The sequence below is a fragment of the Streptomyces sp. NPDC007896 genome (assembly GCF_042959425.1).
Taxonomy (GTDB): domain Bacteria; phylum Actinomycetota; class Actinomycetes; order Streptomycetales; family Streptomycetaceae; genus Streptomyces.
Genome location: NZ_JBIBKX010000014.1, coordinates 125,502 through 149,755 on the forward strand (window position 1 = coordinate 125,502; position 24,254 = coordinate 149,755).

The 24,254-nt window shown below is 71.2% G+C and carries 16 protein-coding genes and 2 pseudogenes; 8 read left to right on the forward strand and 10 right to left on the reverse strand.

Annotation, left to right across the window (positions count from 1 at the left end; translation table 11 throughout):
- Window positions 1-76 precede the first annotated feature (76 nt).
- On the reverse strand, window positions 77-2,191 hold the full coding sequence (gene fusA, locus ACFZDJ_RS37195; RefSeq protein WP_391065619.1) for an elongation factor G: 2,115 nt from the start codon (window positions 2,189-2,191) through the stop codon (window positions 77-79).
- A gap of 512 nt (window positions 2,192-2,703) precedes the next feature.
- Window positions 2,704-3,438, reverse strand: a complete 735-nt coding sequence (locus tag ACFZDJ_RS37200; RefSeq protein WP_384908931.1) for an alpha/beta hydrolase — start codon at window positions 3,436-3,438, stop codon at window positions 2,704-2,706.
- A 264-nt stretch (window positions 3,439-3,702) separates the two neighbouring features.
- Here ACFZDJ_RS37200 and ACFZDJ_RS37205 point away from each other — a divergent pair, with 264 nt between their 5' ends.
- Window positions 3,703-4,149, forward strand: a complete 447-nt coding sequence (locus ACFZDJ_RS37205; RefSeq protein ID WP_390933879.1) for a DUF6010 family protein — start codon at window positions 3,703-3,705, stop codon at window positions 4,147-4,149.
- A 341-nt stretch (window positions 4,150-4,490) separates the two neighbouring features.
- Here the strand turns inward: ACFZDJ_RS37205 and ACFZDJ_RS37210 are convergent, their stop codons facing one another.
- Window positions 4,491-4,838 (reverse strand): PRC-barrel domain containing protein, encoded by a 348-nt coding sequence (locus tag ACFZDJ_RS37210; protein ID WP_168505127.1) that lies wholly within the window; start codon window positions 4,836-4,838, stop codon window positions 4,491-4,493.
- A 232-nt stretch (window positions 4,839-5,070) separates the two neighbouring features.
- Here ACFZDJ_RS37210 and ACFZDJ_RS37215 point away from each other — a divergent pair, with 232 nt between their 5' ends.
- Window positions 5,071-6,177 carry a SpoIIE family protein phosphatase gene (locus ACFZDJ_RS37215; RefSeq protein WP_390933877.1) on the forward strand — a complete coding sequence of 369 codons (1,107 nt, stop codon included), beginning with the start codon at window positions 5,071-5,073 and terminating at the stop codon, window positions 6,175-6,177.
- Window positions 6,178-6,241: 64 nt separating this feature from the next.
- Here the strand turns inward: ACFZDJ_RS37215 and ACFZDJ_RS37220 are convergent, their stop codons facing one another.
- Complete coding sequence (locus tag ACFZDJ_RS37220) at window positions 6,242-8,512, reverse strand: M4 family metallopeptidase (RefSeq protein WP_391065623.1); 2,271 nt, start codon at window positions 8,510-8,512, stop codon at window positions 6,242-6,244.
- A gap of 416 nt (window positions 8,513-8,928) precedes the next feature.
- Here ACFZDJ_RS37220 and ACFZDJ_RS37225 point away from each other — a divergent pair, with 416 nt between their 5' ends.
- Window positions 8,929-9,843, forward strand: coding sequence for an endonuclease/exonuclease/phosphatase family protein (locus tag ACFZDJ_RS37225; protein ID WP_391065626.1), 915 nt, complete (start codon window positions 8,929-8,931; stop codon window positions 9,841-9,843).
- 10 nt (window positions 9,844-9,853) lie between these two features.
- Here ACFZDJ_RS37225 and ACFZDJ_RS37230 read toward each other — a convergent pair whose 3' ends face one another.
- The gene (locus tag ACFZDJ_RS37230) at window positions 9,854-12,742 is read right to left on the reverse strand and encodes an AAA family ATPase (RefSeq protein WP_390933874.1); all 2,889 of its coding nucleotides are present in this window, start codon (window positions 12,740-12,742) and stop codon (window positions 9,854-9,856) included.
- A 216-nt stretch (window positions 12,743-12,958) separates the two neighbouring features.
- Between ACFZDJ_RS37230 and ACFZDJ_RS37235 the strand changes: the two genes are divergently transcribed.
- Window positions 12,959-13,645: a hypothetical protein gene (locus ACFZDJ_RS37235; RefSeq protein ID WP_390933873.1), complete on the forward strand. Its 687-nt coding sequence runs from the start codon at window positions 12,959-12,961 to the stop codon at window positions 13,643-13,645.
- Window positions 13,646-13,727: 82 nt separating this feature from the next.
- Here the strand turns inward: ACFZDJ_RS37235 and ACFZDJ_RS37240 are convergent, their stop codons facing one another.
- Both ACFZDJ_RS37240 and ACFZDJ_RS37245 read right to left on the reverse strand, forming a co-directional pair.
- On the reverse strand, window positions 13,728-15,161 hold the full coding sequence (locus ACFZDJ_RS37240) for a cytochrome P450 (RefSeq protein WP_391065629.1): 1,434 nt from the start codon (window positions 15,159-15,161) through the stop codon (window positions 13,728-13,730).
- A 126-nt stretch (window positions 15,162-15,287) separates the two neighbouring features.
- Window positions 15,288-16,568, reverse strand: a complete 1,281-nt coding sequence (locus ACFZDJ_RS37245) for an MFS transporter (protein WP_384908946.1) — start codon at window positions 16,566-16,568, stop codon at window positions 15,288-15,290.
- A gap of 806 nt (window positions 16,569-17,374) precedes the next feature.
- Here ACFZDJ_RS37245 and ACFZDJ_RS37250 point away from each other — a divergent pair.
- Together ACFZDJ_RS37250 and ACFZDJ_RS37255 are read left to right on the forward strand one after the other, a co-directional pair.
- The gene (locus ACFZDJ_RS37250) at window positions 17,375-17,551 is read left to right on the forward strand and encodes a CsbD family protein (protein WP_384908947.1); all 177 of its coding nucleotides are present in this window, start codon (window positions 17,375-17,377) and stop codon (window positions 17,549-17,551) included.
- A gap of 343 nt (window positions 17,552-17,894) precedes the next feature.
- Window positions 17,895-18,263, forward strand: a complete 369-nt coding sequence (locus ACFZDJ_RS37255) for a low affinity iron permease family protein (protein WP_168487666.1) — start codon at window positions 17,895-17,897, stop codon at window positions 18,261-18,263.
- Between the two features lie 28 nt (window positions 18,264-18,291).
- Here the strand turns inward: ACFZDJ_RS37255 and ACFZDJ_RS37260 are convergent, their stop codons facing one another.
- From ACFZDJ_RS37260 to ACFZDJ_RS37270, 3 genes and pseudogenes are all read right to left on the reverse strand, one after another.
- The gene (locus tag ACFZDJ_RS37260) at window positions 18,292-18,726 is read right to left on the reverse strand and encodes a hypothetical protein (RefSeq protein ID WP_391065631.1); all 435 of its coding nucleotides are present in this window, start codon (window positions 18,724-18,726) and stop codon (window positions 18,292-18,294) included.
- A 147-nt stretch (window positions 18,727-18,873) separates the two neighbouring features.
- A pseudogene (locus ACFZDJ_RS37265) lies at window positions 18,874-19,242 on the reverse strand (LLM class flavin-dependent oxidoreductase); the annotation flags it as partial.
- A gap of 426 nt (window positions 19,243-19,668) precedes the next feature.
- Complete coding sequence (locus tag ACFZDJ_RS37270) at window positions 19,669-20,595, reverse strand: substrate-binding domain-containing protein (RefSeq protein WP_391065634.1); 927 nt, start codon at window positions 20,593-20,595, stop codon at window positions 19,669-19,671.
- A 276-nt stretch (window positions 20,596-20,871) separates the two neighbouring features.
- Between ACFZDJ_RS37270 and ACFZDJ_RS37275 the strand changes: the two genes are divergently transcribed.
- Together ACFZDJ_RS37275 and ACFZDJ_RS37280 are read left to right on the forward strand one after the other, a co-directional pair.
- The gene (locus tag ACFZDJ_RS37275) at window positions 20,872-22,206 is read left to right on the forward strand and encodes an aminomethyl transferase family protein (protein ID WP_391065637.1); all 1,335 of its coding nucleotides are present in this window, start codon (window positions 20,872-20,874) and stop codon (window positions 22,204-22,206) included.
- 169 nt (window positions 22,207-22,375) lie between these two features.
- Window positions 22,376-24,126: pseudogene (locus ACFZDJ_RS37280) on the forward strand (NAD+ synthase).
- Window positions 24,127-24,254: the final 128 nt, after the last annotated feature.

Below are 24,254 nucleotides of genomic sequence, written 5' to 3' on the forward strand. Positions count from 1 at the left end.
CACCCGCCTTGGGTGGCGTTCGTCCGGGGCGCCGTGGGACGGTCCCGCCCGACTTCGGGCGGGACCGTCCTGTGCGTCACCGGGCCGGAGTCACGGTCGACGCCGTGCTCGGTGCGGGGGCGTACCCGGCGGGCCGGGCGGTGAAGACTCCCCGGCCCCGGGTCCGGCTGCGCAGCCGGGTCGCATAGCCGAACAGCTCGACCAGCGGCACGGTCGCGGTGATCACCACGGCGCCCGCCCGCGCGACGGAGCCCGAGACCTGCCCGCGTCGCGCCGCCAGGTCACCGAGGACCCCGCCCACGGCTTCGTCCGGCACGGTGACCGTGACGTCCGCCACCGGTTCCAGGAGAACCATCGCGCAGGCGCGCAGTGCCTCCCGCAGCGCGAACCGGCCGGCCGTCCGGAACGCCCGCTCCGAAGAGTCCTTCGGATGGGTCGCTCCGTCGGTGAGGACGACACGCAGCCCGGTGACCGGGTGCCCGCCGAGCGGCCCGTCGGCCAGCGCGTCACGGCACCCGGCCTCCAGTGCCCGGACGTACTCCTGCGGCACCCGTCCGCCGACGACGGTGGAGCGGAACTCGAAGCGCGTCGCGCCGTCGCCGTCGCCGTCGCCGTCGCCGTCGCCCGGAGCGTTCTCCAGCGGCTCCACGTCGAGCACGACATGGGCGAACTCACCGGCGCCGCCGTCCTGTTTGACGTGCCGGTGGACCAGCCCCGACACTCCCCGGGCGACCGTCTCCCGGTAGGCCACCCTCGGCCGGCCGACCCGGACGTCCAGCCCGTGGGCGAGCCGGATCTTCTCCACCGCCACCTCCAGATGCAGTTCACCCATGCCCGACAGGACCAGTTGGCCGGTCTCGGGGTCGGTGCGCACGACCAGCGAGGGATCCTCCTCGACCAGCCGGGTCAACGCGGACACCAACAGGTCCGCGTCAGCGCTGCCGACGGCCTCGACGGCCACCGACACGACCGGATCGGCGACGGTCGGCGGTTCGAGAACCAATGGAGCCCCGGGGGCGCACAGGGTCGACCCGGCGCGGGCCGACTTCAGCCCGACCACCGCGACGATGTCGCCCGCCACCGCCTGCTCCAGTGGGGCGTGGCGGTCGGCCTGGACCCGCAGGATCCGGCCGACGCGCTCGGTGCGTCCCGTGCCCGAGTCCCACACCGTCTCACCCTTCCCGATCGTTCCCGAATAGACACGCAGGTACGTCAGCCGCCCCGTGGCGGTCGCGTTCACCTTGAACACCAGTGCCGCGAACGGTGCCGCCGGGTCGGCGAGCCGCTCCTCTTCCGTGCCGTCCCGGGTGCCGCGTACCGCGGGCACGTCGCGCGGCGACGGCAGATAGGCCACCACTGCGTCGAGCAGTGGCTCGATCCCGCGATTGCGGTAGGCCGAGCCGCACAGCACCACCACGCCGTCGCCGGAACAGGTCAGATCGCGCAGCGCGGCGGTCAGGGTCCGCGCCGACAGCGTCCCTTCCGCGCAGAACTCCTCGAGCGCGCCGGGGTGGAGTTCCGCCACCGCTTCCTCCAGCTGTCGGCGGCGGCCTTCCGCGGCGTCCCTCAACGCCTCGGGCACCGGGCCTTCCTCGGCCGTGTCACGGCCTTCGGGCCAGACCAGTGACCGCATGCGCGGCAGATCCACCACACCGGTGAACCCGGCCTCCGACCCGATCGGCAACTGGACGACCAGCGGGGCCGGATGCAGCCGCTCCCTGATCGACTCGACCGCGGTGTCGAGGTCGGCACCGGCGCGGTCGAGCTTGTTGACGAAGGCGATCCTCGGCACGCCGTACCGGTCCGCCTGGCGCCACACCGCCTCGCTCTGCGGCTCGACCCCCGCGACGGCGTCGAAGACCGCTACGGCGCCGTCGAGCACCCGCAGGGAGCGCGCCACCTCGTCGGAGAAGTCGACGTGGCCCGGGGTGTCGATGAGGTTGATCCGGTGCCCGTCCCAGGCACAGCTCACGGCCGCGGCGAAGATGGTGATGCCACGATCGCGTTCCTGGGGGTCGAAGTCGGTGACGGTGGTGCCGTCATGGACCTCACCCCGCTTGTGGGTGGTGCCGGTGAGGTACAGAATCCGCTCGGTGAGGGTGGTCTTCCCGGCGTCGACGTGGGCGAGGATGCCCAGGTTGCGGACGGCGGCGAGCGGGGTGTCGAGGTGACGGTGCAGGTCGGTACGCACGGCCCATGGCCTTTCGGAATGATCCGGATGGGGCGGCGCGATTTCCCGGACGAAGCGGCCCGCGGTCGTGCCACGGGCCGTGCGGGGACCTCCGGCCGCGGCACATCCCCATCAGGGCGTACGGAGCCGATCTGCCCGGTGACGGGCGGAGCGAGGTCAGATGTTCGTCACGGACCACCGGTGTCGGCCGCGCAGCCGGCACCGGCGACCCGAAGACACGAGGATCACCTCGTACAACGACGGGGGAACGACGACAGCGGTGCGGTGACGCACGGCCCGGCTCCCCTCACTCGTCAGGACGCGCGCCGTGATGTTCCGCGGGTGCGGTGAGCGCGCGCTGTGGGGTGAGTGTAGGGAGCGCGAAGCGGTCGGCGCACGGGAATTACGCTCCTCGCGCCGCGCCCGGTCCCGGAGTTGAAGACGCAGACGGATCCCGGAGTTTCAGGTCCGGGCCGGTCCCGAGTCGCGGATGCCGGGCAGGTCCCGGAGTCGCAGGTTCGGAGAAGGCCCGGTCAGAGCAGGCCGGTGTCGGCCTCCGAAAGCGCCCGGGCGAGCAGTCCCTCGGGCGGCTCCGTGGACCTCAGCAGTTCGGCGACGGCCGCCCCCGTGGCGCCGTGCCAGGTTCCGTACCGTCGGAGCATGGCGTGGTCACCGCCCTTGACCAGCAGCACACCCGCGCGGGAGCCGACGGCCCTGGCCCGACGGACGAACGCGACCGAGTCCGACGGATCGGTGACGCGATCGCGGTCACCGTGGAGCGCGATCACCTTCTTGTCCTGGAGGTGGGCCACCGGTTCGCCCTGCGGACACCAGGGTGCCAGCGCCACCACTCCCCCGACCTGTGTCGCCGCCGCGACGCGCAGAGCTGCCCGACCGCCCATCGAATGACCCACGAGAACCACCGGCACCTCGCCGACGAGGCGGGCGAGCTCCGCGAGTGCCCGCAGGACGTCACCGACGGGGTCGGCCCGTGAACCGTTCCAGCCCTGGAGGCGGTAGCGCACCTGTCCGAGGAAGACCTTGTCGTCCGGCACGGCCGCGGCGACGGCCCGGACAACGGGCCTCATCCGCAGCGCCGCCACGTTCCAGGGCCGTGAGGGAGCCAGGCTGTCGGCCCGGCCCCCGTGCAGGACGAGCACGGCCGCACGCGCCGCATCCGCGTGCCGGACCGGCAGCAGGGCGGTGCCGGCCCCGACCGGTCCTCGCGTCGGTGTACCAGAGGTCGTTGTCCGCGTTCGGCCCCGCATCACAGCTCTTCCCGTGTCCCGACTCCGCCTGTGGGAGAAGTGTCCCATCGCCCAGTGGTCGTCCGTCACCGGGCGTCGTGTGGACGGGTCGCCACCGGCACCCGTCCGGGTCACGCCTCCAGAGCGGATTCCAGGTGCTCGGGGTTGTGCTCTCGCGACGAGGGAACGGTCCCCGGAGCCGGCGACACCGGCTGGCGAGAACCCGTCGCACTCTGGCATTCCGGCCTCTGCCGGGGCGGCGATCAGCCCCTTAGCGTCTGGCTCATGCTCTTCGCCGCACCCGTACTCATCGGTGTTCTCTACGCGTTCCTCATGTCCCTGCTCCGGGAGCCCGCGAGGCGGCGGTTCAACGCCATCATGGTCGCCGGGGCCGGAGCCGCCTATCTCAGCAGTGGCAGCTTCGGCGCCTGGGAGTTCGTCTTCACCGCCGCGGTCACCTACTGCGCCTACCGCGGCCTCGACTCGTACGTCTGGATCGGCATCGCCTGGCTGCTGCACACCGTCTGGGACGCCCTGCACTACCTGCGCGGAGCCCCGATCATCCCGTTCGCCACGCACTCGTCGCTCGGCTGCGCAATCTGCGACCCGGTGATCGCCCTCTGGTGCCTGCGCGGCGGCCCCTCGCTCCCCACCCTGATCGGCCCCTGGTTCTCCCGACGCGGTGGTCCCCGCACGCATAGCGCCGCGGGCCGACCCGGGCGCTACGGCTGAGCGGCTGCGGGGGCGGCACGGCCGGAGTTGCGTCGGGCACCGGACGAACGCTCAGCAGCTGCCATGGGCCGGTGTCGGTGCCGTACGCCTCGGCGAGTGCTGCGAGCGCCTCCCCCGCGCGTCCCCCGTGGTCCTGACCGAGTTGTGCGGCTGCCGGAGCGAGCATGTCGCGGGCCGAGAGGACACCCAGGGCGACCGGGTCCCGGCTGCCCGCGAGCCGTCCCGGACGCAGGCCGCCGAGCCGGCGGGAGCCCCGGGTCGGGTCACTGAGGCGGAGCGGGCCGTCGTCGGTGTGCACCCGGGTCAGGTCGCGGGCGCAGGCAAGTCCGGACGAGGCGGTGTCAGTGCCCGGCCCCGTAGTGTCCGCCGAGCTGATCGCGGTAATGCGGGTCGCCGAGGTGCTTCTCCTTGTCGAACTCCGGTGCCGACTTGATTTCATCCTTCGTCCGGGCGACGTGGACGGTCTTGTCCTCGTGGGTGATCGTGGTGATCGTCCCGGCGGGCAGCAGGACCTCCTTGCCGAAGATCCAGATGCCGGTGTCGACCACGATGTACTGGGAACCCACCTCGTCGGAGTGCTTGTCGACCTTCCCGATGTGTCCATCGGTCGCCTCCACCCGATACCCGGTGAGGTCCGCGTCGGGCGTGTGGCCGCTGGTCGGAGTGTAGGCCCACAGATTCTCGTACATGAAGAAATCCTCCAGCTATGTCGCGGTGCGCTTGAAAACACCGGGTGTCCGTTCAGCGCGCGCCGACACACTTTTTTCCGAAGAGAAATTCTCAGAGAATTGCGATTTTCAACCAACAGTGGGAATTCTCCGCGCGGAACAAGGAAATCCTCGGGGTCCGGCGGCCCGCCCGGCCCACCGTGATGCGCCCGACCGCCGGAAGGAGGAGCGTGGTGGGGTAGGGAGGAGTGCTATGGGCACGGCCTACCATCGGCGTCTGGGCCGGGAGAACCAAGGCTGGCTGCGCGGAGCGCCACCACCGCGCTGGGTGCGGGTGCTGCCGCCGGCCCTGCTGGTGACGGTCTGCGCCGCCGAACTCCTGAGTCGGTACCCCTTGGACATCGGCTTCCTGCTGGGCGCCATCCCGTCGCTGGCCGTGCTCTCCTACGGACCGGTGGCGACGGCCGTCTTCGGCGCCATCATCATCGTGTTCCTGTTCGTACCACCGCTCCAGCTCAACCATCCGGGCAACACCGACCTGCTGACCATCACGTTCGTCGCGATCCTGAGCGTCGTCATCTCCCTGGTGCGCAGTCGGCGCGACGCCCACCTGGTCACGGTGCGCACCGTCGCGGAGGCCGCCCAGCTCGCCGTACTGCCGCCGCTTCCCGAACGCGTCGGCCCGGTGCGCTGCACGGCGTTCTACCGGGCGGCACAGCGCGAGACACTGGTGGGCGGCGACTTCTTCGACGTGCGCGCCGGCCCGTACGGCGTGCGGGCGGTGCTGGGCGATGTGCAGGGGCACGGGCTGTCGGCCGTCTCGACCGTCGCCTCCCTCCTCGGGGCGTTCCGGGAGACCGTGCTCGACGAGAGTGACCTGAAGTCGGCCGCGGCCCGTCTCGATCGCCGGCTCGTCGTGGACTCGGCGCAGACCGCACACGCCGAACTGTTCGCGACCGCTCTGCTGCTGGAGTTCTCGGCCGACGCGGACGCGGTGCTCCTGACGTCCTGCGGACACCCGCATCCGTTTCTGCTGCGCGACGGCAAGGCCGTCGAGCTCGTTCTCGAACCAGGAGCCCCCCTCGGTCTCGGGTTCTTCGACATCTCTCCGCCGCAGATCTGCACCGTCCGGCTGGAGCGCGGCGACCGACTGTTCCTGGGCTCCGACGGAGTGAGCGAGAGCCGGGACGAGACGGGCGCCTTCTATCCCCTGGCCGAACGCCTGACGACGTTGGCCCAGGAGAGACCGGCCGACCTCACCGACCGCGTCTGGAAGGACCTCCTGCGGTTCGGCACCGCGGTGCGCGACGACGTCACGATGCTGGTCCTCACACCTGACCCCCAGGGCGAGCGGGGGTGAGGACGGTTCGCCCGTCCGGACCGCGCGAGGCGGGCCGGACGGGCGAGGTCGGCTGGCGGACAGGTCAGGGAGTGAGCTGCCACTGCTGGATGTAGCCGACGTCGATCGAGGCGGTGTCCTGGACCCTCAGTTTCCAGGTGCCGTTGACGGGTTGCGCGGAGGCGTCGACCGTGAAGGTCTGGTCGACGTTGTCGGCACTGCCGCCGCTGTGGTTCAGCAGCGAGTAGACGGTGCCGTCGGGGCCCACCAGGGAGACCGTCAGGTCACCGCGGTAGGTATGGATGATCTTGACGTAGACCTGGGTGGTGGCCGAGGCGTTGCCGGTCCGGCCGGTGACGGTGATGGGTGACTCGACCGCGGCTCCGGCGTCGGGGATGTCCACCCGCGTGCTGTTGGCGTAGATGTTCGCCACCCGCCAGGTGAAGCTCACCGAGACGGACGCTCCCGTGCTGTCGGTGACCGTGATAGCCACGGGGCTGGTCCCGGTGGTGGTGGGAACTCCCGAGATCAGGCCGGTGTCGCTAATCGTCAGGCCGTCCGGCAGGCCGGTGGCCGCATAGGTCAGGCCCGCGCCGGAGTTGGTGGTGTAGGCGCTGGTCTGGAGGGAGACCTGTTGGCCGACGCCACTGGTCTGGTCGTCGATCGGCGCCACGTTGACGCCCAGCGCGATCCGGTCGCCGACATGGATCCCGGCCCAGGCGGCGGCGACGGCGAGGTAGGTGTCGCTGTACGCGCCGAAGAGGTCGGCGGCGGCCTGGAGGGTCGCGGTGCGGGCTCCGGCGTAGTTGGTGCTGGAGGTCATGTAGGTGGTCAGGGCCCGGTACCAGATCCGCTGGGCGTTCTCGATGCCGATACCGGTCACGGGAACACCGTCGTAGGTCGGGCTGTCGTAGGAGACCCCGTTGACGGTCTTGGCTCCGCTGCCCTCGGAGAGCAGGTAGAAGAAGTGGTTGGCCGGTCCGGAGGAGTAGTGGACGTCGAGGCCGCCCAGCGAGGAGTCCCAGTTGTCGCGGGACGCGCCGTCCTTGGAGGGCTTGTCCATGTACCGCAGCGGGGTGCCGTTGCCGTTGATGTCGATCTTCTCGCCGACCAGGTAGTCGGGGACGTCGGCGGACAGGTTGGCGTGGAACTCCACGGCTGCGGCGAAGATGTCCGAGGTCGCCTCGTTGAGGCCACCGGACTCGCCCGAGTAGGTGAGGCCCGCGGTGGCGGCGGTCACGCCGTGGCTCATCTCGTGCGCGGCGACGTCCAGGGCGGTCAGCGGGTGCGCGTTGCTCGCGCCGTCCCCGTACGTCATGCAGAAGCAGCTGTCGGACCAGAAGGCGTTGACGTAGCTGTTGCCGTAGTGCGCCCGGCTGTAGGCAGCCACGCCGTCGTTGCGGATGCCGTTGCGGCCGAAGACGTCCTTGTAGTAGTCCCAGGTGGCCGCGGCACCGAAGGCGACGTCCACGCCGGCCGTCTGCCGGTTGCTCTGGGTACCGTCTCCCCAGACATCGTTGTCATCCGTGAAGAGGGTGCCGGTGCCGGAGGTGCCCTGGTTCAGGTCGTAGGTCCGGTGACCCGCGCGGTCGCCGTCCACCAGCTGGTACGTGGAGCCGGACGGCGTGGTGCTGAGCGGAACCGATCCGCTGTACTGGCCCGTGCCCGTGCCGGTGCGCACCGCCTGGAAGTGGAACAGGGCCTTGCCCGAGGTGGCGTCGGTGATGACATGGAGCTCGCTCGGCGTGCCGTCGTCCTGGGTGCCGCCGACCACCGACTCCCAGGCCAGCACCGGCTCGGCGCCGGCGGCCCAGACGACGAGCCGGGGAGCGCCGTCGACCGCGGGACGCGTGGCGTCGGCCTTCTTCGCGACCGCGAGTGCCTTGTGGGCGGCGGTGGCCGACGTGACGCGGGCGGTGGTGGTCGGCACCTTGAGGCCGGCCTTGCTCGCCTCGGACACGGTGGACAGACCGTTCTTGACGTGTACGACGAGGTCGCCGCCGAGGACCGGCAGACCGGCGTAGGTGCGCTCGTAGCGCGTGTGCGTGGTGCCGTCGGCGTCCTTCGCGACGTCCTTGACGATCAGCTTCTCCTTGGAGCCGAGGTCGAGGATCTTCGCGGTGTCGCCGACCGCGGCGGTCGCGCTCTTGAGCAGCGCGGCGTGCGCGGCGGGAGACAGCTTCGCCGGGGCCGCGCCGGCCCGGGGGGTGGCGACGATCTTCGCGTGGCCGCGGTCGCGGGGAGCGGCGGACGCGACGCCGGTGTGGAAACCGGCGGCGAGCAGCGTGCCGGCGGCGGTGAGCGCCAACGCCGCGGTGTATCTGCGTCGGTGCGAGGGGCGGTGGGGCGGGAGCAAGGGCTTCTCCTTCTGGCGACGATCGGCCCGTGGTCCAGGCCGAGAGAGCGGGCCGGCAGGGTGTGGCCGGCTGGCAACGCGCTGAGCAGGGAAGGGCGCTGCACGAGGTGACCCACGAGGGGTGTGTCGGAACTCGGCGGCGCGCGACAGGTGGGGGGTGTGAAGGAACGGTGAACGTTCAAGAGCAGACTGACATCGCATGCACAGTTTTGTCATGGAGATGACAAAGCAACGGCTGAAATTGGCTATTGCTTGCTGGATGTTCACCCCGGCTCAGGGCGCTTTTCGGCCGGTGCCGGACGGTCCGGGGGGCGTGGGTGGCATGGGGTGGCATGGGTGGCGTGGGTTCACGGGTACGGAAAGCTGCTCACGCCGGTCCCCGCGGACCGGACCGGGACGGGGACACTGGCCTGACGATGAATCAGCAAAATGAGCGGGACCAGGGCACGCGCCGTCGGCAGGTGCGGCTCGCGACGTTCAATGTGCTGCACGGCCGGCCGCTGCCGAACGGACGGCCCCTCTCCCCCGCCGCGAACCCGGCCGAAGGACCGCTCGTCCGAGCCGTCCTGTCCCTGGACGCCGATGTCCTTGCGTTGCAGGAACTGGACCGCCTCCAGGAGCGCTCGGGCGGGATCGACCAGGCGTCGGTCGCCGCCGACGCGGGGGGGCTGAAGCAGTGGCGCTACGCGAGCGCGTTCCACGCCCGTTCCACAGCGGACCGCGGCTGGGTCCTCGACCCGGTCGAGCCGGGGCTGCGGGTGTACGGCCCGCAGGACGCGGGCTCGGCCACGGATGTCCCCTCGCACGGGATCGCGTTGCTGTCCCGGTTTCCGGTACGGGAGTGGCGGGCCCGGCGGTTGGCCCCGGCGCCCCTCGGTATGCCCCTGCGGATGGCCGGGCGGCCCGGCCTCACCCTGGTCCGGGACCAGCCGCGCGCCGCGCTGGCCGCCGTGCTGGAGGGACCGGGCGGTCCGTTCACGGCGGTGGCGGTGCATCTGTCGTTCGTACCGGGCTGGAACGTCGGGCAGTTGCTCGCCGTCCGCGACTGGATCGCCGACCTGCCCTCACCTCATGTGCTGCTGGGCGACTTCAACCTGGCCGGCGCCGTGCCCAGGGCCGTGCTGAACGCGCCCGGGAAGACCCGCGTCCCACCGTCGCCCCGCAGCTGGTTCGATCTGGCCCGCGTCCCGACCTATCCCGCGCACCGCCCGGTGGTGCAGTTCGACCATGTGCTCGCGACCGGCGTCGGTGTGGCGGCGGCGAGCGGAGCGCGCACGCCCTCGACGGGGATCTCGGACCATCGCCCGCTCGTGCTGGAACTGACCCTGTGACCCCGCCCGTTCAGCCCGCCGTGCCGAGGGCGGCGCGCGTCATGAGGCTGGCCAGGGCCGAGCGGGACGGTATCGCGCTCTTGCGGTAGACGGCGGACAGATGCGTCTCGACCGTACGGCGGCTGAGGTGCAGCCGGGCCGCGATGGCCTGGTTGCTCAGTCCCTCCGCCACCAGCTCGGCGATCTCGAATTCACGGGTGGTCAGCTCGCCCAGCTCCGGGGGAATCACCGGGGTGTCCTCGACGACCTGCGGACGTATCAACTCGGCCAGATCCGTCAGCAGACGCGCGCCGCCGCCCGTGGCGATCCGGTGGGCCCGGTGCCACATCACGGCCGCGCGGGGGCCCTGTCCGGAGCGCTTCACCAAGGGAGCGGCGCGCAACAGGGAGTACGCCTCCCACAGGGTCTGTCCGCAACGGGCGTACTCCTGCGTGGCCGCGTCCAGGAGGCGGACGGCTTCTTCCGTGTCGCCACGGTGCTCGGCCAGCGCGGCCCGGGCGCGGAGTGCGGCCGCGCGCTGGCCGTCCAGGCCCAGTCGGTCCGCCTCACGTCCGGCCTGCGTGGCCCAGCGTCCGGCCTGGTCGAGGTCGCCGGCGGCCAGGGCCGCGTTGACGAGCGTGTCCAGTTGCCCCGGGCGGATGGACGGTTGGAGCAACGGCAGTTCACGGCCTCCGCCTGCCGTCGTGATGGCCTGCTCGGCGCGGTGCGGATCACCGCTGACGAACGCCGCGTGGCCGAGCATGCACCAGGCCAGGGCCGACCACCAGCCCTTGCTGCTGCCCGCGGCCGCCACGGCTTCCTCGCCGGCCTCGAGCGGGTCGCCGTCTCCCAACGGCCGTATCAGGAGCAGGATCAGCGTCTTGAAGGCGAGTGTGAACGCCAGGAGGTCACTGCTGCCGAGTGTGCGGGCGATCGCCTCCGCCTCTTCGGCCGACTCCAGCGCGGCCGGGAGCCGGCAGGTGTTGAGGTACACGAAGGCTCTGTTCGACAACAGGTGGGGCAGGACGTGGAGTTGACCGCCGCGGCGGGCGATCTCCAAGCCCCGGTCCATGTGCCGTTCCGCGTCGGCGTACCGCTCGATGAGGGTTTCCGCCCAGGCCAGCCAGACCAGTGCCTCGCTCAGATCCGTCAGGTCGGGGTCGGTCAGTGCGTCGGTGAGCCCGCGGGCGGCGTCGGCGAACCGTGCCGCCTCCTCGGTCTCCCCCTCGTAGGCCTCCCCCAGCGACGCCAGTGCCAGGGCCGCCGCCTCGCCCACGGGGTCGCCGTGGGAACGCGCGACGGCGAGAGCGCGTGCGACGTCGGCGCGCACCTCGGGGTAGGACGCGGTCAGCAGGGCGGTCATGCCCAGGGCCAGGCCCAGGGAGACCGCCTGGCCGGGTGGCGGGCCCGGACGGCGCGACAGCTCCCGGCGCAGCAGGGCGGTGGCCTCCGGTGAGTGCCCGAGGTGCCGTTCCATCACGGCGCACTGGGCGATGGCCTCCGCGCGCAGGTCGGGGTGGTTCTCCCCCGCCGTGGCGATGACGCAGTGCAGCAGGTCCCGGCTCTCCCGGAGGTTCCCGCCGACGCCGAGCGCCCGGGCGCGTGCCAGGACGAGTTCGCCGCGCCGCCGCGCGTGCTCGGGTGTGTCCGGCATGAGTCCGAGCACGACGTCCAGCAGATGGGCGGCCGTGGCCGGCGCGGTGGGCGCGAGGTGGGCGGCGGCTTCACTCAGTACGGCCGCCGCCTCCGGGTCCCAGCCGGTGAGCGACTTCTCGACGTGGTGCGCACGCTCGGCAGCCGAGGTCCCGCGCTGGGCCAGCTCGTGCGCGGCACGGCGGTGCACCTCCGCGCGTCGCGGCGCCGGGGTGTTCTCGTAGACCAGCGCCCGCATCAGGGGGTGGCGCAGCACCCACCGGCCGTCCGCGCCCAGGCGCAGCAGGTCGCGCCGGGCCAGGGCGCCGGTGTGGTCCTCGACGTCCTGCTCCGGCGTTTCGGTCGACACGGTCAGCATGGCCGAGGTGGCGTGGTCACCGAGCGCGGCGACCGCTTCGACGATGCGGCGCTGCGGCCCGGTCAGCGCGGTCAGTTCGTCCAGGAGCAGTGATGCCAGCCCGCTCGGCACCCCGAGCGGGTCGGTTGCGCGGGGGTGGTCGGTGACGCCGTGCAGCGGGCTTCCGCTGCGGTACGCCTGGAGGAGGGAGAGCAGATAGAGGGGGTTGCCCTCGCTGGCGGCGTACAGCTTCCTGGCCTGGTCCGTGGGGAGGTCGGGGGCGAGCGCCCGGATGGACTCCTGTTCGGGCAGCGGTTCCAACGGCACATGGAGCACGGCGTCGTTGTCCGCACCCCGGGTGAGGGCGGCGGTCAGCGGTGTCGGTGTCTGACGGCTCCGGCGTGCCACGACCAGGAGCACCCGGCCGCGCGGGGGGTGCCGGACGAGGTAGTCCACGAGTTCCCTGGACTCCGGGTCCGCCCAGTGCAGATCGTCGACGGCCAGCACCAGACCGCCCGCGCCGAGGCGCGTGAGCAGCGCGGCGATCGTCCGGTGCAGGCCGAAGCGGTTGCGGACGTTCTCGCCCGGCGCGCCGCCCGACGTACCGCCCCGTGCGTTCCACACGCCGTGCAGCACCGCGTCCGCCTCGGCCAGGACGGCATGGTCGGCCGGTGTACCGGGGGCGGCGTCGGCGAAGGCATCGGTGAACGCCTGGAACGGGATGTGCTGCTCGTACTCCGTGGCTCTGCCGCGCAGCACGGTGAACCCGGCCTGCCGCGCCCGGGCGCACACCTCCCCCAGCAACCGGCTCTTGCCGATGCCGGGTTCGCCGGCGATGTCGACGGCCGTCGGCGCCCCGGGCTGCCCGAGGCCGTTGATCACGGCGTCGAGACGGGCCAGTTCCGAGGTCCTGCCGACCAGTTGTGCCACGTTCGCATCCCCCCACGGCATTGCGTGCGCCCCGCGCGTCGATCTCTGTCTTCGGCCCAACCCTAAGGTGGGGCACTGACAACGCACGGGCGGGGACTACGTAGTTCCACCGATGTGAACGGCGTCGGCTTCTGCCACCATCGTCCTCCGCCGCTTTGCCGCTCCTCGCCTGTCCGCGCGGGAGTCCGCGGCACGGCGCAGAAGGAGGACAACCCCATGACGGTACGGCCACCGGGTCCGGGCGACGCCCCGCTCTCCGATCTGTCGGAGGACGACGAAACGGATCTCGCATGGGTCTCGGTCAGGCCCGACAACGGGACGATCAAGGGCCCGCTCCTCAAGGGTGCGCCCCTCATCCTCATCGGCGCCCTGCGCATGGGCCTGATGATGGCCAAGGGGCGCGGCACCTCGGCGGGATCGGGTGGGGCGGGTCTGGTGATCGGGGTGTTGGCGTTCGCCGTCCCGCTGCTGTGGATCGGCGCGCTGAGCGGCCTGCGCTGGGCGAACGCCGGCATCCGGCTGGAGGACGGCGTTCTGACGGTACGGAACCTGTGGAACCGTCGGGTCCTCGACGTACCGGTGTCCTCCCTCACGGGGCTGCACGCGGTGCGGCTGCCGCTGGACGGTGTGCACACCGGCCGGATCCTCATCACCTCGAAGACCGGCAAGCCCCTCGTGATCGACACCCGGCTGTGGGACCCGGAGGGGCTCAAGGAGCTGTGGCAGGAACTGGGGTTGGCCTTCCAGGACCACGGCCGTCTGGACTGGTCCCAGCTGTACCAGCGCTTCCCCGGGGTGCGCATGCCGTGGCGTCAGGTCCACTACGTGGTGTTCACGCTGCTCATCGTGATCGGAGCCATCGCGTACATCGCGCTGATCGTGAACCTGCCCTTCCTCCTGTGATCCGGCGGGCGTCCGACCGTCCGGGGCGGTGGGGACGGTGGACGGTGGGGACGGTGGGAGCGGTGGTGGGGGCGGCGGAGGCTCAACGGCCCGTCCGTATCAGGCCCGTCAGGTAGCGCCAGAGCGACGAGCGGCGCTGGACGGCCTGGTCCGCCGTCGCCGTCCCGGACAGTTCGGGCGTGTCGGGCCTGTCGGGGGTGCCGGATTCCCGGCCCACGGCCCGCTCCTGTCCTTCCGGCGCCAACGGGGCGACCGGCGAGGCGAGTTCGTACCGTACGGGCAGTGATCTCAGGCCGCGCATGAACGGGGAGGAACGCCAGGGCAGTTGGTCCACCGGGAGTGCGAGTTCCAGGTGGGAGAAGCGCTCGAACAAGCGGCTCACCCCCGCCGCCGCGACCGTCGACGCCAGCTCGCGTGCCGGGCACTGGCGCCGGCCCGCGCCCCACGCGAGGTGCGCCCGGGTGCTGATCGTCGTGTTGGCCACCACGTGGTCGGCGAAGACGGGATCGGCGTGCGCGGCGGCGGAGGACACCCAGACCGGATCGCCCTCGCGGATCGTGTAGTTGCCGAGGGGTGTGTCCTTGGCCGCGAACCTCGGTACGAAGTTCACCAGCGGCGGTTTGCGCATGACGACCCGGTTCATGGTCTCTCGGACCATCCCGGCGGACAGACTGGCCCGCGCGCCGCCCTCCCCCGCGATGACCTCGACCACGGTGTTGGAGATCAGGATGCCGACGTGGTCGGACGTCATGCCGAGCAGCATGAACAGCTCACGGGCGAGCGCGTCGAGGGAGAGGCCGGGGTGGGCGGCCAGCAGGTAGGAGGGGAAGTCGTCGCCCGGCCGCGTCCGCTTGGCCGCCGCCAGCTCCACCAGGGTCTCCAGCAGGCGTTCCAGGGCGGGTTCCGCGTCCGGCCCCGCGTCGAGCACCCGCCACATGTCCATCAGCGCGTCGTCGCCCTGTGAGCCGGGGAAGCCGAGCAGATGGCTTGCCACCATCAGCGGCAGCGGTCGCGCGAACTGCGCCGACAGGTCGGCCACGCCCGTGCCGCCGCCCTGTCCCAACAGGGTGATCAGCTCGTCGGCATGGGCGGTGACGGCCGTCTTCAGCCGCTTGGTCTGCGGATGGCGCGGATCCTGGAAGGGCTTGAGCGCCGCGTCCCACGCCGTCCGCAGCGGCTGGTAGCCGGGACCTCCCTGGATCAGCACGTGGTTCACCTCCAGGGAGGGTCCGAGCGGCCAGTCGGCGGGGACCCTGCCCTCCGACCGGGCCCGCCAGTTCTCCAGCCCCTTCGGCCACGCGTCGTCGTCCTGGAGGACTTGAAGCGACTCGCGGTACCCCAGCACCAACCACGCGGGTACGCCCAGCAGATCGACCGGCGCGACCGGGCCGTGCCGCTGCCTCAGCCGCTCGTAGACGAGCGCGGGGCGCGTCTCGTAGTCCCGGGTCAGCAGCGGCTGCGCGGCCATCGCCTCCAACCGCGTGTCGTCCACGTCCATGGATCCGCCGTCCCCCATGTGGGATTCCACCGTTCGCAGCCCTTCGACGCTCCCCGCCCCGGCTCGTAGCCTTCAGTGGCTACGAACCGGTGGCAGACCCTACCCCAGGCGGCGCGAACGGGCCGCCGCGGGGCGCCCCTTGGTTCAGGCCGTGACCTGCGCTGGTTTGCCCGGGGTGCGCAGGACCGGGTCGGTGCGCAACCGCAGGAAGGCGAGACCGAGGGCGACGGCTTGCAGCGCGGCGCACACCGCGATGACGTAGTCGAGGGCCCACGGCGAGGTGAGGGCGACCACGATGCCCGCGAGCGGGAAGGGCAGCAGCAGAAGCAGGATGGTCAGGGAGAGGGTGCTGCCGAAGACCGCGGCCGGGATGAGCAGGGAGCGCAAGGTGCGCAGGACGACGGTCAGGCCGCCGTCGCCCGCCATGAACAGCGCCATGAGGACGACGTACGCGGTGTACGTGGGCGCGTGGGCCAGGGCGAGACAGGCCGCGGACGCGACGGTGGAGCACACCACGCCGACTCCCCACAGGCCCAGCCGGTTGAGCGCGAAGCGGCAGACGGTGACCGTCAGGAGCGTGGAGGCCGCGGCTGCCGACCAGAGGGTGCCGACGGCCGCGGGGGACAGACCGAAGCGCTCGACGACGATGATCGGGCTGGCGGACTGGAGCAGCCCGAGGGCGAGGTTGGAGACGGTCAGGCCGCCCACCAGCCAGCCGAGCGCGGGCAGCGAACGCAGCGTCCGCCAGCCCGTCTTGAGGCCCGCTCCCCGCCGTGCGGTGCCGGGCTGGGAGCCGCGCAGGGGGGTCGGCGGGGTCTGCAGGGCGAGGGCCGCCGCCAGGCACGACAGCACGCTCAGAACGGCGAGCATCTGGGTCGGCCCCGCCAGCAGCAGAACGCCGCCGAGCGCGGGTCCGGTGAGCGTCGCCGTCTGGTCGATGCCGATCAGGACGGCCTGAACCTTGTGTGCCTGGGTGTCCGAACGGCGGCTCACGATCGCGCCCACGGCTTCGTTGGCGATGAAGCTGAACTGCGTCAGGGTGCCCGTCGCGGCGGCCAGCGCCATCACGACGAATGTCTGCGCCGTCCCCCGTTCCAGCATCGTCAGCGCGACACTCCCGCCGGCCACGAGGACCGCGCGCGCCGAGGAGGCGAGGAAGAACACGATGGCGGCTCCGCGCCGGTCGACCAGATCACCGGCGAGGCCGAAGGCCGCCACCCGCGGTATCCATTCCAGCGCGAAGGCCAGCCCGGTCAGCGAGGCGGATTCGGTCGTGGCCAGCACCAGGAGCGGCATGGCGTACGTCGACATGGAGAAGGCGAGTGCGTCGAAGGCCCGCGGTGCGTAGACCCGGCGGAGCAGGCTGCCAGGGGGTACGGCGGCATGCCGACCGGCCGGTCGGCCCTCGTACAGTTGAATGGTCACGGAGTATGGGGGGCTTTCACTCAGCTGTGATGGGGAACGCCCGGCGGGCTCGAAGGACCCTCAGGCGGGCAGGTGCACGACGATCATCGAGCCGGAGAGCCACCCGCCGTCCACGGCGTGACGCCCCGGCGGCGGTCCGCTCGACACCGGCGGTACTTATGGGGCGGTGCGGGCCGTCTCGCTACCAGAAGCGGTGGAGACCTCGCCACCAGGACTGGCGGAGAAAACGCCGCCGAGACCCGCAGAGAGAAGACTGCTCGTCCATGCCATGGCGCGATGTCGGGTCACACGAACTCCGCTCGGAACGAGGGCGAGTCGGGAAACGGGCATGCGGGATGAATCGGCACGACCGAGACCGGGGAAGGAGGCATCGACGCAGGCCTTGTTTAGGCATCAACATCTGTGCAGCCACAAGGTAGCCGAAACTTTCGGATCACCCGAAAGCGTAATCAGCCAAAGTCACGGACCTACGGCTGAATATGACATCAGCAACAGCGGGGCCGTGCAAGAGGAGCGCCGGATCGATCCCGCCAGGCCGACGTACGGGACGGTGCGCTCAACGGACGCGTCGGTGGGGGTCGGCCTCCGGCTTCCGACGTGTCAGCATGAGCCGGTGGCCGAGCCGTTGCCCTGGCCCTGTGGGGGCGTCACTCGGGGTGCCGACGGCAACATCGGCGCCCTCTTCCTCGCCCCTCCCCCGGTGAAATCGCGGATGCCGGTTTGCGGTGTCCACCTCCTGGCCACACGGTGAAGAAAGGCATGTCGCCGCACCCCACTCGCCGGCGGCCTCGAGGAAAGCGACTGTGATGATGAAGGGCAATGCCAGAACGAAGCAGCTCAGGGGCAAGATGAGGGAGACCCTCGGGAAAGCCCTGGGCGACAAGTCCATGCAGAGGACGGGCCGCGGCGAACAGCTGCGCGGAAAGGCCCAGGAGATGGCCGAGAAGGCCGCGGGCCAGATCCGCCATCGGACCAAGCACTGAGGACGACGGCCCGGGCGTCCCGGACACGGTCGTGGGCGCCGCGGGCAGGGTCTTCAGCACCCTGGGACACGGTCCTCATCGTGGTCCCGCCGACCGCCGTGGCGGTGCCGCTCGGGCCGCTCACGGTGACGAACCGTGTTCCCGCCTGCCGGCTCCATCGCGGTGGTCGGCGTCCTGCGAGGTCAGCGGACCGGAAATCGATGCCGGCGACGACCCTTTCATCTCGGTGGCGTGCGCGACCACGCCACCGAGGAGGGTCCGCGACGCGCCACGAGTTCCGCCCGGGTCGGGCCGGAACTCCGCGCCGGAGGGCGCGCAGGACCATGACTCTTCAGGCAGGACCATGACTCTTCAGCATCCCGCCGACCGCGGCGGTGCCGGACGCGGCAGGTTCGAACGATTCGCGGAGTCGGTGTCGACGTTGACCAGTTCACCGGCCTTCTTCGTCTTCTGTCTGGCGCTGGTTTCCTTCACTGTCGCCGTGCACATCGCCGGAATCGCGACGGAGTGGCTCCTTCTCGCCGGAGACTCCATGACGGCGGTGACGCTGCTGCTCCTCGCGCTGCTCAAGAATTCGGAACTCCGGGCCGAGCGAGCGATTCAGCGCAAGTTGGACGCCATCGCCGCCGCTCTGCTCGAAGCGCAGGAAGGTGAACCCGGAAAGGCGCACGAGAACCTCAGGAACGTGATCCGGATGGAGGACGAGATCTGAGGGGGCGAGACTCGCTCCCCGGGCGGGCCTACGCGTGCGTCAGCCGAAGCCGTAGATCGATCTCCTGGTCGCCGGAGGCGGACCCGGACACCTGGACGCCGAAGGCGGACGTGAGGGTCTGCCGCAGCCGGTCGACCGCCACGGGACCGCCTTGGAGCTCCACCGTGACGGAGCCGTTCAGGGAGAGGTCGGACGGAAGCGCGGTGTCGCGCGCGTCCCGCCCGACGAGGAAGGCTCCGGTCCAGGTGTCGGACCGTGCGGCGCTGTCGTGCCGTGGCATGTCCTCGCCGCTCTCCTCGGTGAAGCGTGCACCCAGGACGCGCAACACGGTGTCCGCGTCCTCGACCGAGCAGGCGTCCAGGACGACCTGCACCAGCTCCGGGGAAGAGGCCGGCCGATCGGTCGGGTCGGGGGATGCCGAAGTGCCGTGCGCCGTGTCGGTGTCGTGCGCCGTGCTGTTCATGGTGTCCTCTCACGTCTCCTGGTCGGGCCCGGCACCGGCGGAGCGGGGCCGAACCGCGTGCGGGTCGCGTTGTGGTCGGAGTTCGCGCAGGGCGGGCAGCAGCGTCTTCTCGGCCCAGGCGATGAACGGGAGTCGCTGATCGCCGCCCACGTGCGGGGATGGCCAACCACCGCCCACCACACGCTCGTTGAGGTTCTCGCCCGAGCTGAGCCCGAGCCGGAACCGGTCCTCCGGGAGCAGTTGCAGGGTCGCCGCCTTCCGCGCGACGAAGGCGGGGTGAGAGCGGGTCGTCGGGCAGCTCACGCACGTCATGAGCGGTATCCGCGCCGTCGCCTGCGCGGCGGCGCCGAGCACGCTCCACGCGTCGGGGGCGTTCACCTGCGACTCCAGCCAGGGGAAATAGTGGTCGGACGTGACGGAGAAGTCGAAACCGGCCCGCTCCGCCTCGACCACGTGTTCTACGAGGTCGCGGGGGCCGGCCTGCTCGGTCATCACCGTGTAACCGATTTCCACCATATCCTCCGCATTACCCGTAGCCATGATCCGAAACATCCGACCGCTGCCACAGGTGCCGTCGACCAGTGGCCGGACCTCTGTCAGCAGGTCGGCGTCGGCCACGGGTGACGGGGCCGGGGGCCGTGCCGTCGGCTGGTGCGCCGACGTCCGCGGCGCTCCGACAGGGCCGTCCGCGAGCGCGGGTTCCCCAGGCCGCGACTTCCTCGGTCGCGAGGCGCCGGCCGCGGACACCGCGCGTGGTGCCGCCCCGGCACGGAGGTCACGGTCCTCTGGGGGCAGGCCGGGAACGGCTCAGCGGGAGATCCGGGCGACCGTGGCCGCGCCGCCCCTCGAGCCGGACCACCGTCGGAGCGACGTCAGCAAGCTGCAAGGTCCAGGTCGTGAGGCCCCCGCCACCGCCCCGACGTGAGCAAGGACAGGGCCGGGTCAGGCCGAGTCGCGGACGAGCACCCGTCCCGGGGACCGGGTGATGCCGGCCGTGTCGAGGCCGAGGGCGGTGCGTGCGGCCTGTCGTCCGTGGGCTTCGGCGTCGATGTGGACGGTGGTGAGTGCGGGGGTGATCAGGGCGCCGTACTCGGTGTCGTCGAAGCCGATCACGGCGATGTCGTCGGGCACGGTGAGACCGAGGTCGTGCAGGGCGGTCAGGGTGCGAAGGGCGACGTCGTCGTCGAAGGCGGCGACGGCCGTCACCGACTCGTGCGCCACTCGGAACGCCTCAACAGCCTTGGTACCGGCCACTCTTGGCCTCGGCACCACAAAGGGAGCGATCGCCGGCAGTCCCAGCGCGTCCGCGGTCTCACGGACGAAGCGCATGCGCACCTCGGCCAGCGGCGAGTCGCTGTCCGGCAGCGCCATGGCGATGTCCGTGTGGCCGCGCTCGGCGAGGTAGCGGATCTGCAGGGCGGCATGCCCGGCGAAGCCGTTCTTCCAGTCCTCGGCGTCGGGCTCGTGGCCGCTCAGATAGGACTCGGCGAACCGCAGCACGGCGCGCGGGGTGATCGTGTCGAGGACCTGCTGCGTCGAGTGCGGCGCGGAGTGCCCGTGCCGGACGAGCAACACATGGTCGTGGGCGGCGAGTTCGTCGTCGAGGCCCCGGATGTAACTGCGCGAGTAGTTGCCTTCGAGACCCCAGTCGATGTCGAGGACGACGATCCGGGACGAGCCCTCGCGCAGCGCCCGCGCGATGCCGTGCGGCACATAGCCGAGTTCACGGGCGGCCTGCCGCACGCGCTCGCGGGTGGTCGGCGAGATCGTCTGGTTCGGGTCGTCGTTGAGCACGAAGCTCACGGTCGCCCGCGAGACTCCACTCGCCGCGGCGACGTCGTTCAACGTCACCCGCCCCGAACCAGCCATCACCGCACTCCCGGTCGTCGTACCGCGCCGCCATCGACGCCGGCGTCGACTCCTGCCCTGCAGCGCAGCCTAATCCAGCCGGGCCGAGTTCGTTCCGAAAGATCATTGCACGACCCTCGCCAACGCCGAATGCGCTCTGTTACGGTCCCGCTAGATCGATTTAGCAGACACGTCCGCCCGCGGAACTAGAACGATCTAGCGCTGAGCTGCGGCACGTGCGGCACGACCGGTTCGGCGGGGCGAGCCGCCCGGGCAGACGGCGATGAGAGGAGCCGTATGGCATCCCCCAGTCTTCAGGACGGCATCGACCGGGCCGGTTCGCCCGTCAAGCTGCTGTGGAAGCCGAACGCCGCGCCCTGGACCCCCGAGGTCGTCGAGCGCGAGTACACCGGCTGGCGCGAGGAACAGGCCGCGTGGCACGAGGGCGTCGCGCTTCTCAATCTCTCGCACCACATGTACGACATGTTCATCGAGGGGCCCGACGCCACCCGTCTGCTCACGGACCTGGGCGCGAACAACTTCGAGAACTTCGCCGTGGGTCAGGCCAAGCAGTACATACCCGTGACCCGGGACGGGAACATCGTCACGGACGGCATCCTGTCCCGCGACGCGGAGAACACGTACACGCTCAGCGGCATCCCCACCGCCCAGCACTGGGTCCAGTACCACGGGGAGCAGGGCGGCTACGACGTCACCTACGTCACCGACCCGTCGTCGGCGTTCCGCAAGAGCGGTGACCCAAAGCTGTTCCGCTACCAGATCCAGGGACCGCTGGCGAGCGAGCTCGTGGAGCGCGCGTTCGGCGGTCCGCTGCCGCCGACCAAGTTCTTCCACTCCTCCCCCTTGACCCTGGACGGTATGAACTTCCGCGCCCTGCGCCACGGCATGGCGGGGCAGGCCGGTTACGAGTTCATCGGCGCGTGGGAGCACGCCGGGGCGGTGAAGGAGGCGCTGCTGCGGGCGGGTGAGCCCTTCGGACTGGTCCAGGTGGGCGCGCTCGCGTACGCCACGCCCAGTGTGGAGAGCGGCTGGGTGCCGTCGCCCGTCCCCGGCGTCTACAGCGACCCGGAGCTGCTCGCCTACCGCAGGCACATCGCCCTGTACGGCATCGAGGGCCAACGGCCCCTGGGCGGCAGCTTCTTCTCGGAGAACATCGAGGACTACTACTGCTCCCCGTACGAACTCGGCTACGGCAAGATGATCTCGTTCAACCACGACTTCATCGGCCGTGACGCTCTGCGCAAGGCCAAGGACGAGGTCCTGCGCAAGAAGGTCACGCTGGTCTTCGACGCGGACGACGTGCGCGAGGTCCTCGGGGACGACCCCGGATTCGTGCTCAGCTACTCCCGGCACCGGGTCGAGTCGGGCTCCGGGCTCGTCGGCATCACCTTCCAGAGCGCGAGCATCGATCCGGTGGGCACCGTCCTGTCGCTGACCCTGATCGACCAGCGGTACGCCGAGCCGGGGACCGAGGTGTCGGTGGTGTGGGGCGAGCACCCCGGGCCGGGGACGGCCCCGGACGCGGAGCTCGGACTCCCCCGCATCCGGGCCACGGTCCAGCCCGCGCCCTTCAACCAGCACGCGCGCACGCTGTACCGGCGCAACGCCTGACCTCATCGGCATTGCCACCGGGCCGAGTTGTGGGACCGGGCGGTCCCGTCGGCGGTCACCTCCTTGTCGCCGCCGGGATGGCTCACACCGGGCCGAACTCCCTTGGCCGCGAGTTCCCTTGCTCCGGGCCGCACCCCCATCGCGTCGGTGTGACGATTACAGGGGGCGGATGCCTCAACTGCGTCTCGCCATGAACCAGATCGACTCGACCGTCGGTGACCTCTGCGGGAACGCCGAGTCGATCGTGCGCTGGACCCGGCACGCGGCTGAGCGGGGAGCGCATCTGGTGGCGTTCCCCGAGATGGCGCTGACCGGGTTTCCCCTCGAGGACCTCGCACTGCGGTCCTCCTTCGTGGAGGCCTCCCGCACCGCGCTGGACGCGCTCGCGGGGCGGCTGGCCGAGGAGGGGTTCGGCGAACTGCCGGTCGTCGTCGGCTACATCGACCGCGGCGAGGCCCGGCCACGCCTCGGGCAGCCCGCCGGCGCACCGCGGAACGCCGCCGCCGTGCTGCACGGGGGCGAGGTCGTGCTGCGGCTCGCGAAGCACCGCCTTCAGAACTACGGCGTCTTCGACGAGGTCCGGTACTTCGTGCCGGGCGACACGCTCCCCGTGGTGCGGGTGCGCGGCGTCGACGTCGCGCTCGCGATCTGCGAGGACCTGTGGCAGGACGGCGGCCGGGCCCCGGCCGCCCGGGCAGCCGGGGCGGGTCTGCTGCTCTCCATCAACGCCTCGCCGTACGAGTTCGACAAGCACGAGAACCGCCTGGACGTGGTCCGCAGGCGCGCCCAGGAGGCCGGTTGCACACTGGCCTACCTGACGATGACGGGCGGCCAGGACGAACTGGTCTTCGACGGCGACTCCATCGTGGTGTCGGCGCAGGGGGAAGTCATCGCCGGGCGCGGCAGTTCGAGGAGGTCTGCACGCTGGTGGACCTGGACCTCCCGGCCGCCGCCGAGGAGCCGCCGGCCGGTGTGCTCGACGGCGGGCTGGTGGTGGACCACCGTACCGTCTCGGCCGAGCCGCTGCCGCCGTACGAAATCCAGGCCCCCGGCGCGCAGATGGCGCGCCTCGGGGACGACGAGGAGTTGTACACGGCGCTGGTCGTGGGTCTGCGCGGGTATGTCGCCAAGAACGGCTTCCGCAGCGTGCTGATCGGGCTGTCCGGCGGTATCGACTCGGCCCTGGCCGCCGCCATCGCCTGCGACGCGGTGGGGGCGGCCGACGTGCACGGGGTGGCCATGCCGTCCGCGTACTCCTCGGAGCGCTCGGTCTCCGACGCGGCGGAACTGGCCAGGCGCACCGGACTGAACTTCCGGACCGTACCGATCGCGCCGATGTTCGACGCCTACATGGGGGCGCTCGGGCTGACCGGCCTCGCCGAGGAGAACCTGCAGTCACGGCTGCGCGGGACGGTGCTCATGGCGCTGTCCAACGACGAGGGGCACATCGTGCTCGCGCCCGGCAACAAGAGTGAGCTGGCGGTGGGTTACTCCACGCTGTACGGCGACTCGGTGGGCGCCTACGCGCCGATCAAGGACGTCTACAAGACGTCGGTCTTCGCCCTGGCCCGCTGGCGCAACCGGAGCGGCCTGGAGCGCGGCCACATCCCGCCTATCCCGGAGAACTCCCTCGGCAAGCCGCCCAGTGCCGAGCTGCGGCCGGGCCAGGTCGATACCGACTCGCTGCCCGACTACACCGTGCTGGACCGGCTCCTGTCGCTCTACGTCGACAACGACCAGGGGCGCGACGCGATCGTGGCGACGGGCCACGACGCGGAACTGGTCACGCGGGTGCTGCGGATGGTCGACGCGGCGGAGTACAAGCGGCGGCAGTACCCGCCGGGCACGAAGATCTCGCCCAAGGTCTTCGGCAAGGACCGCCGCCTGCCGATCACCAACCGCTGGCGCGAGTCCGCCTGACACCGCTCCCCCGTGGAAATGCTCCCACCTCGCGGCTAGAACGATTTAGTAGTCACCTGTTACGCTCCACCACTAGATCGATTTAGTTTACGTGATGGCGTGATCCACCGCCTGAAGCAAGGAGCACC

What these genes read in the sequence shown, in the direction of transcription:
- ACFZDJ_RS37200 (WP_384908931.1), bottom strand. Translation starts at nt 3,438, where the DNA reads ATGCGGGGCCGAACGCGGACAACGACCTCTGGTACACCGACGCGAGGA.
- ACFZDJ_RS37205 (WP_390933879.1), top strand. Translation starts at nt 3,703, where the DNA reads ATGCTCTTCGCCGCACCCGTACTCATCGGTGTTCTCTACGCGTTCCTC.
- ACFZDJ_RS37210 (WP_168505127.1), bottom strand. Translation starts at nt 4,838, where the DNA reads ATGTACGAGAATCTGTGGGCCTACACTCCGACCAGCGGCCACACGCCC.
- ACFZDJ_RS37215 (WP_390933877.1), top strand. Translation starts at nt 5,071, where the DNA reads ATGGGCACGGCCTACCATCGGCGTCTGGGCCGGGAGAACCAAGGCTGG.
- ACFZDJ_RS37225 (WP_391065626.1), top strand. Translation starts at nt 8,929, where the DNA reads ATGAATCAGCAAAATGAGCGGGACCAGGGCACGCGCCGTCGGCAGGTG.
- ACFZDJ_RS37235 (WP_390933873.1), top strand. Translation starts at nt 12,959, where the DNA reads ATGACGGTACGGCCACCGGGTCCGGGCGACGCCCCGCTCTCCGATCTG.
- ACFZDJ_RS37240 (WP_391065629.1), bottom strand. Translation starts at nt 15,161, where the DNA reads ATGGGGGACGGCGGATCCATGGACGTGGACGACACGCGGTTGGAGGCG.
- ACFZDJ_RS37250 (WP_384908947.1), top strand. Translation starts at nt 17,375, where the DNA reads ATGATGAAGGGCAATGCCAGAACGAAGCAGCTCAGGGGCAAGATGAGG.
- ACFZDJ_RS37255 (WP_168487666.1), top strand. Translation starts at nt 17,895, where the DNA reads ATGACTCTTCAGCATCCCGCCGACCGCGGCGGTGCCGGACGCGGCAGG.
- ACFZDJ_RS37260 (WP_391065631.1), bottom strand. Translation starts at nt 18,726, where the DNA reads ATGAACAGCACGGCGCACGACACCGACACGGCGCACGGCACTTCGGCA.
- ACFZDJ_RS37270 (WP_391065634.1), bottom strand. Translation starts at nt 20,595, where the DNA reads ATGGCTGGTTCGGGGCGGGTGACGTTGAACGACGTCGCCGCGGCGAGT.
- ACFZDJ_RS37275 (WP_391065637.1), top strand. Translation starts at nt 20,872, where the DNA reads ATGGCATCCCCCAGTCTTCAGGACGGCATCGACCGGGCCGGTTCGCCC.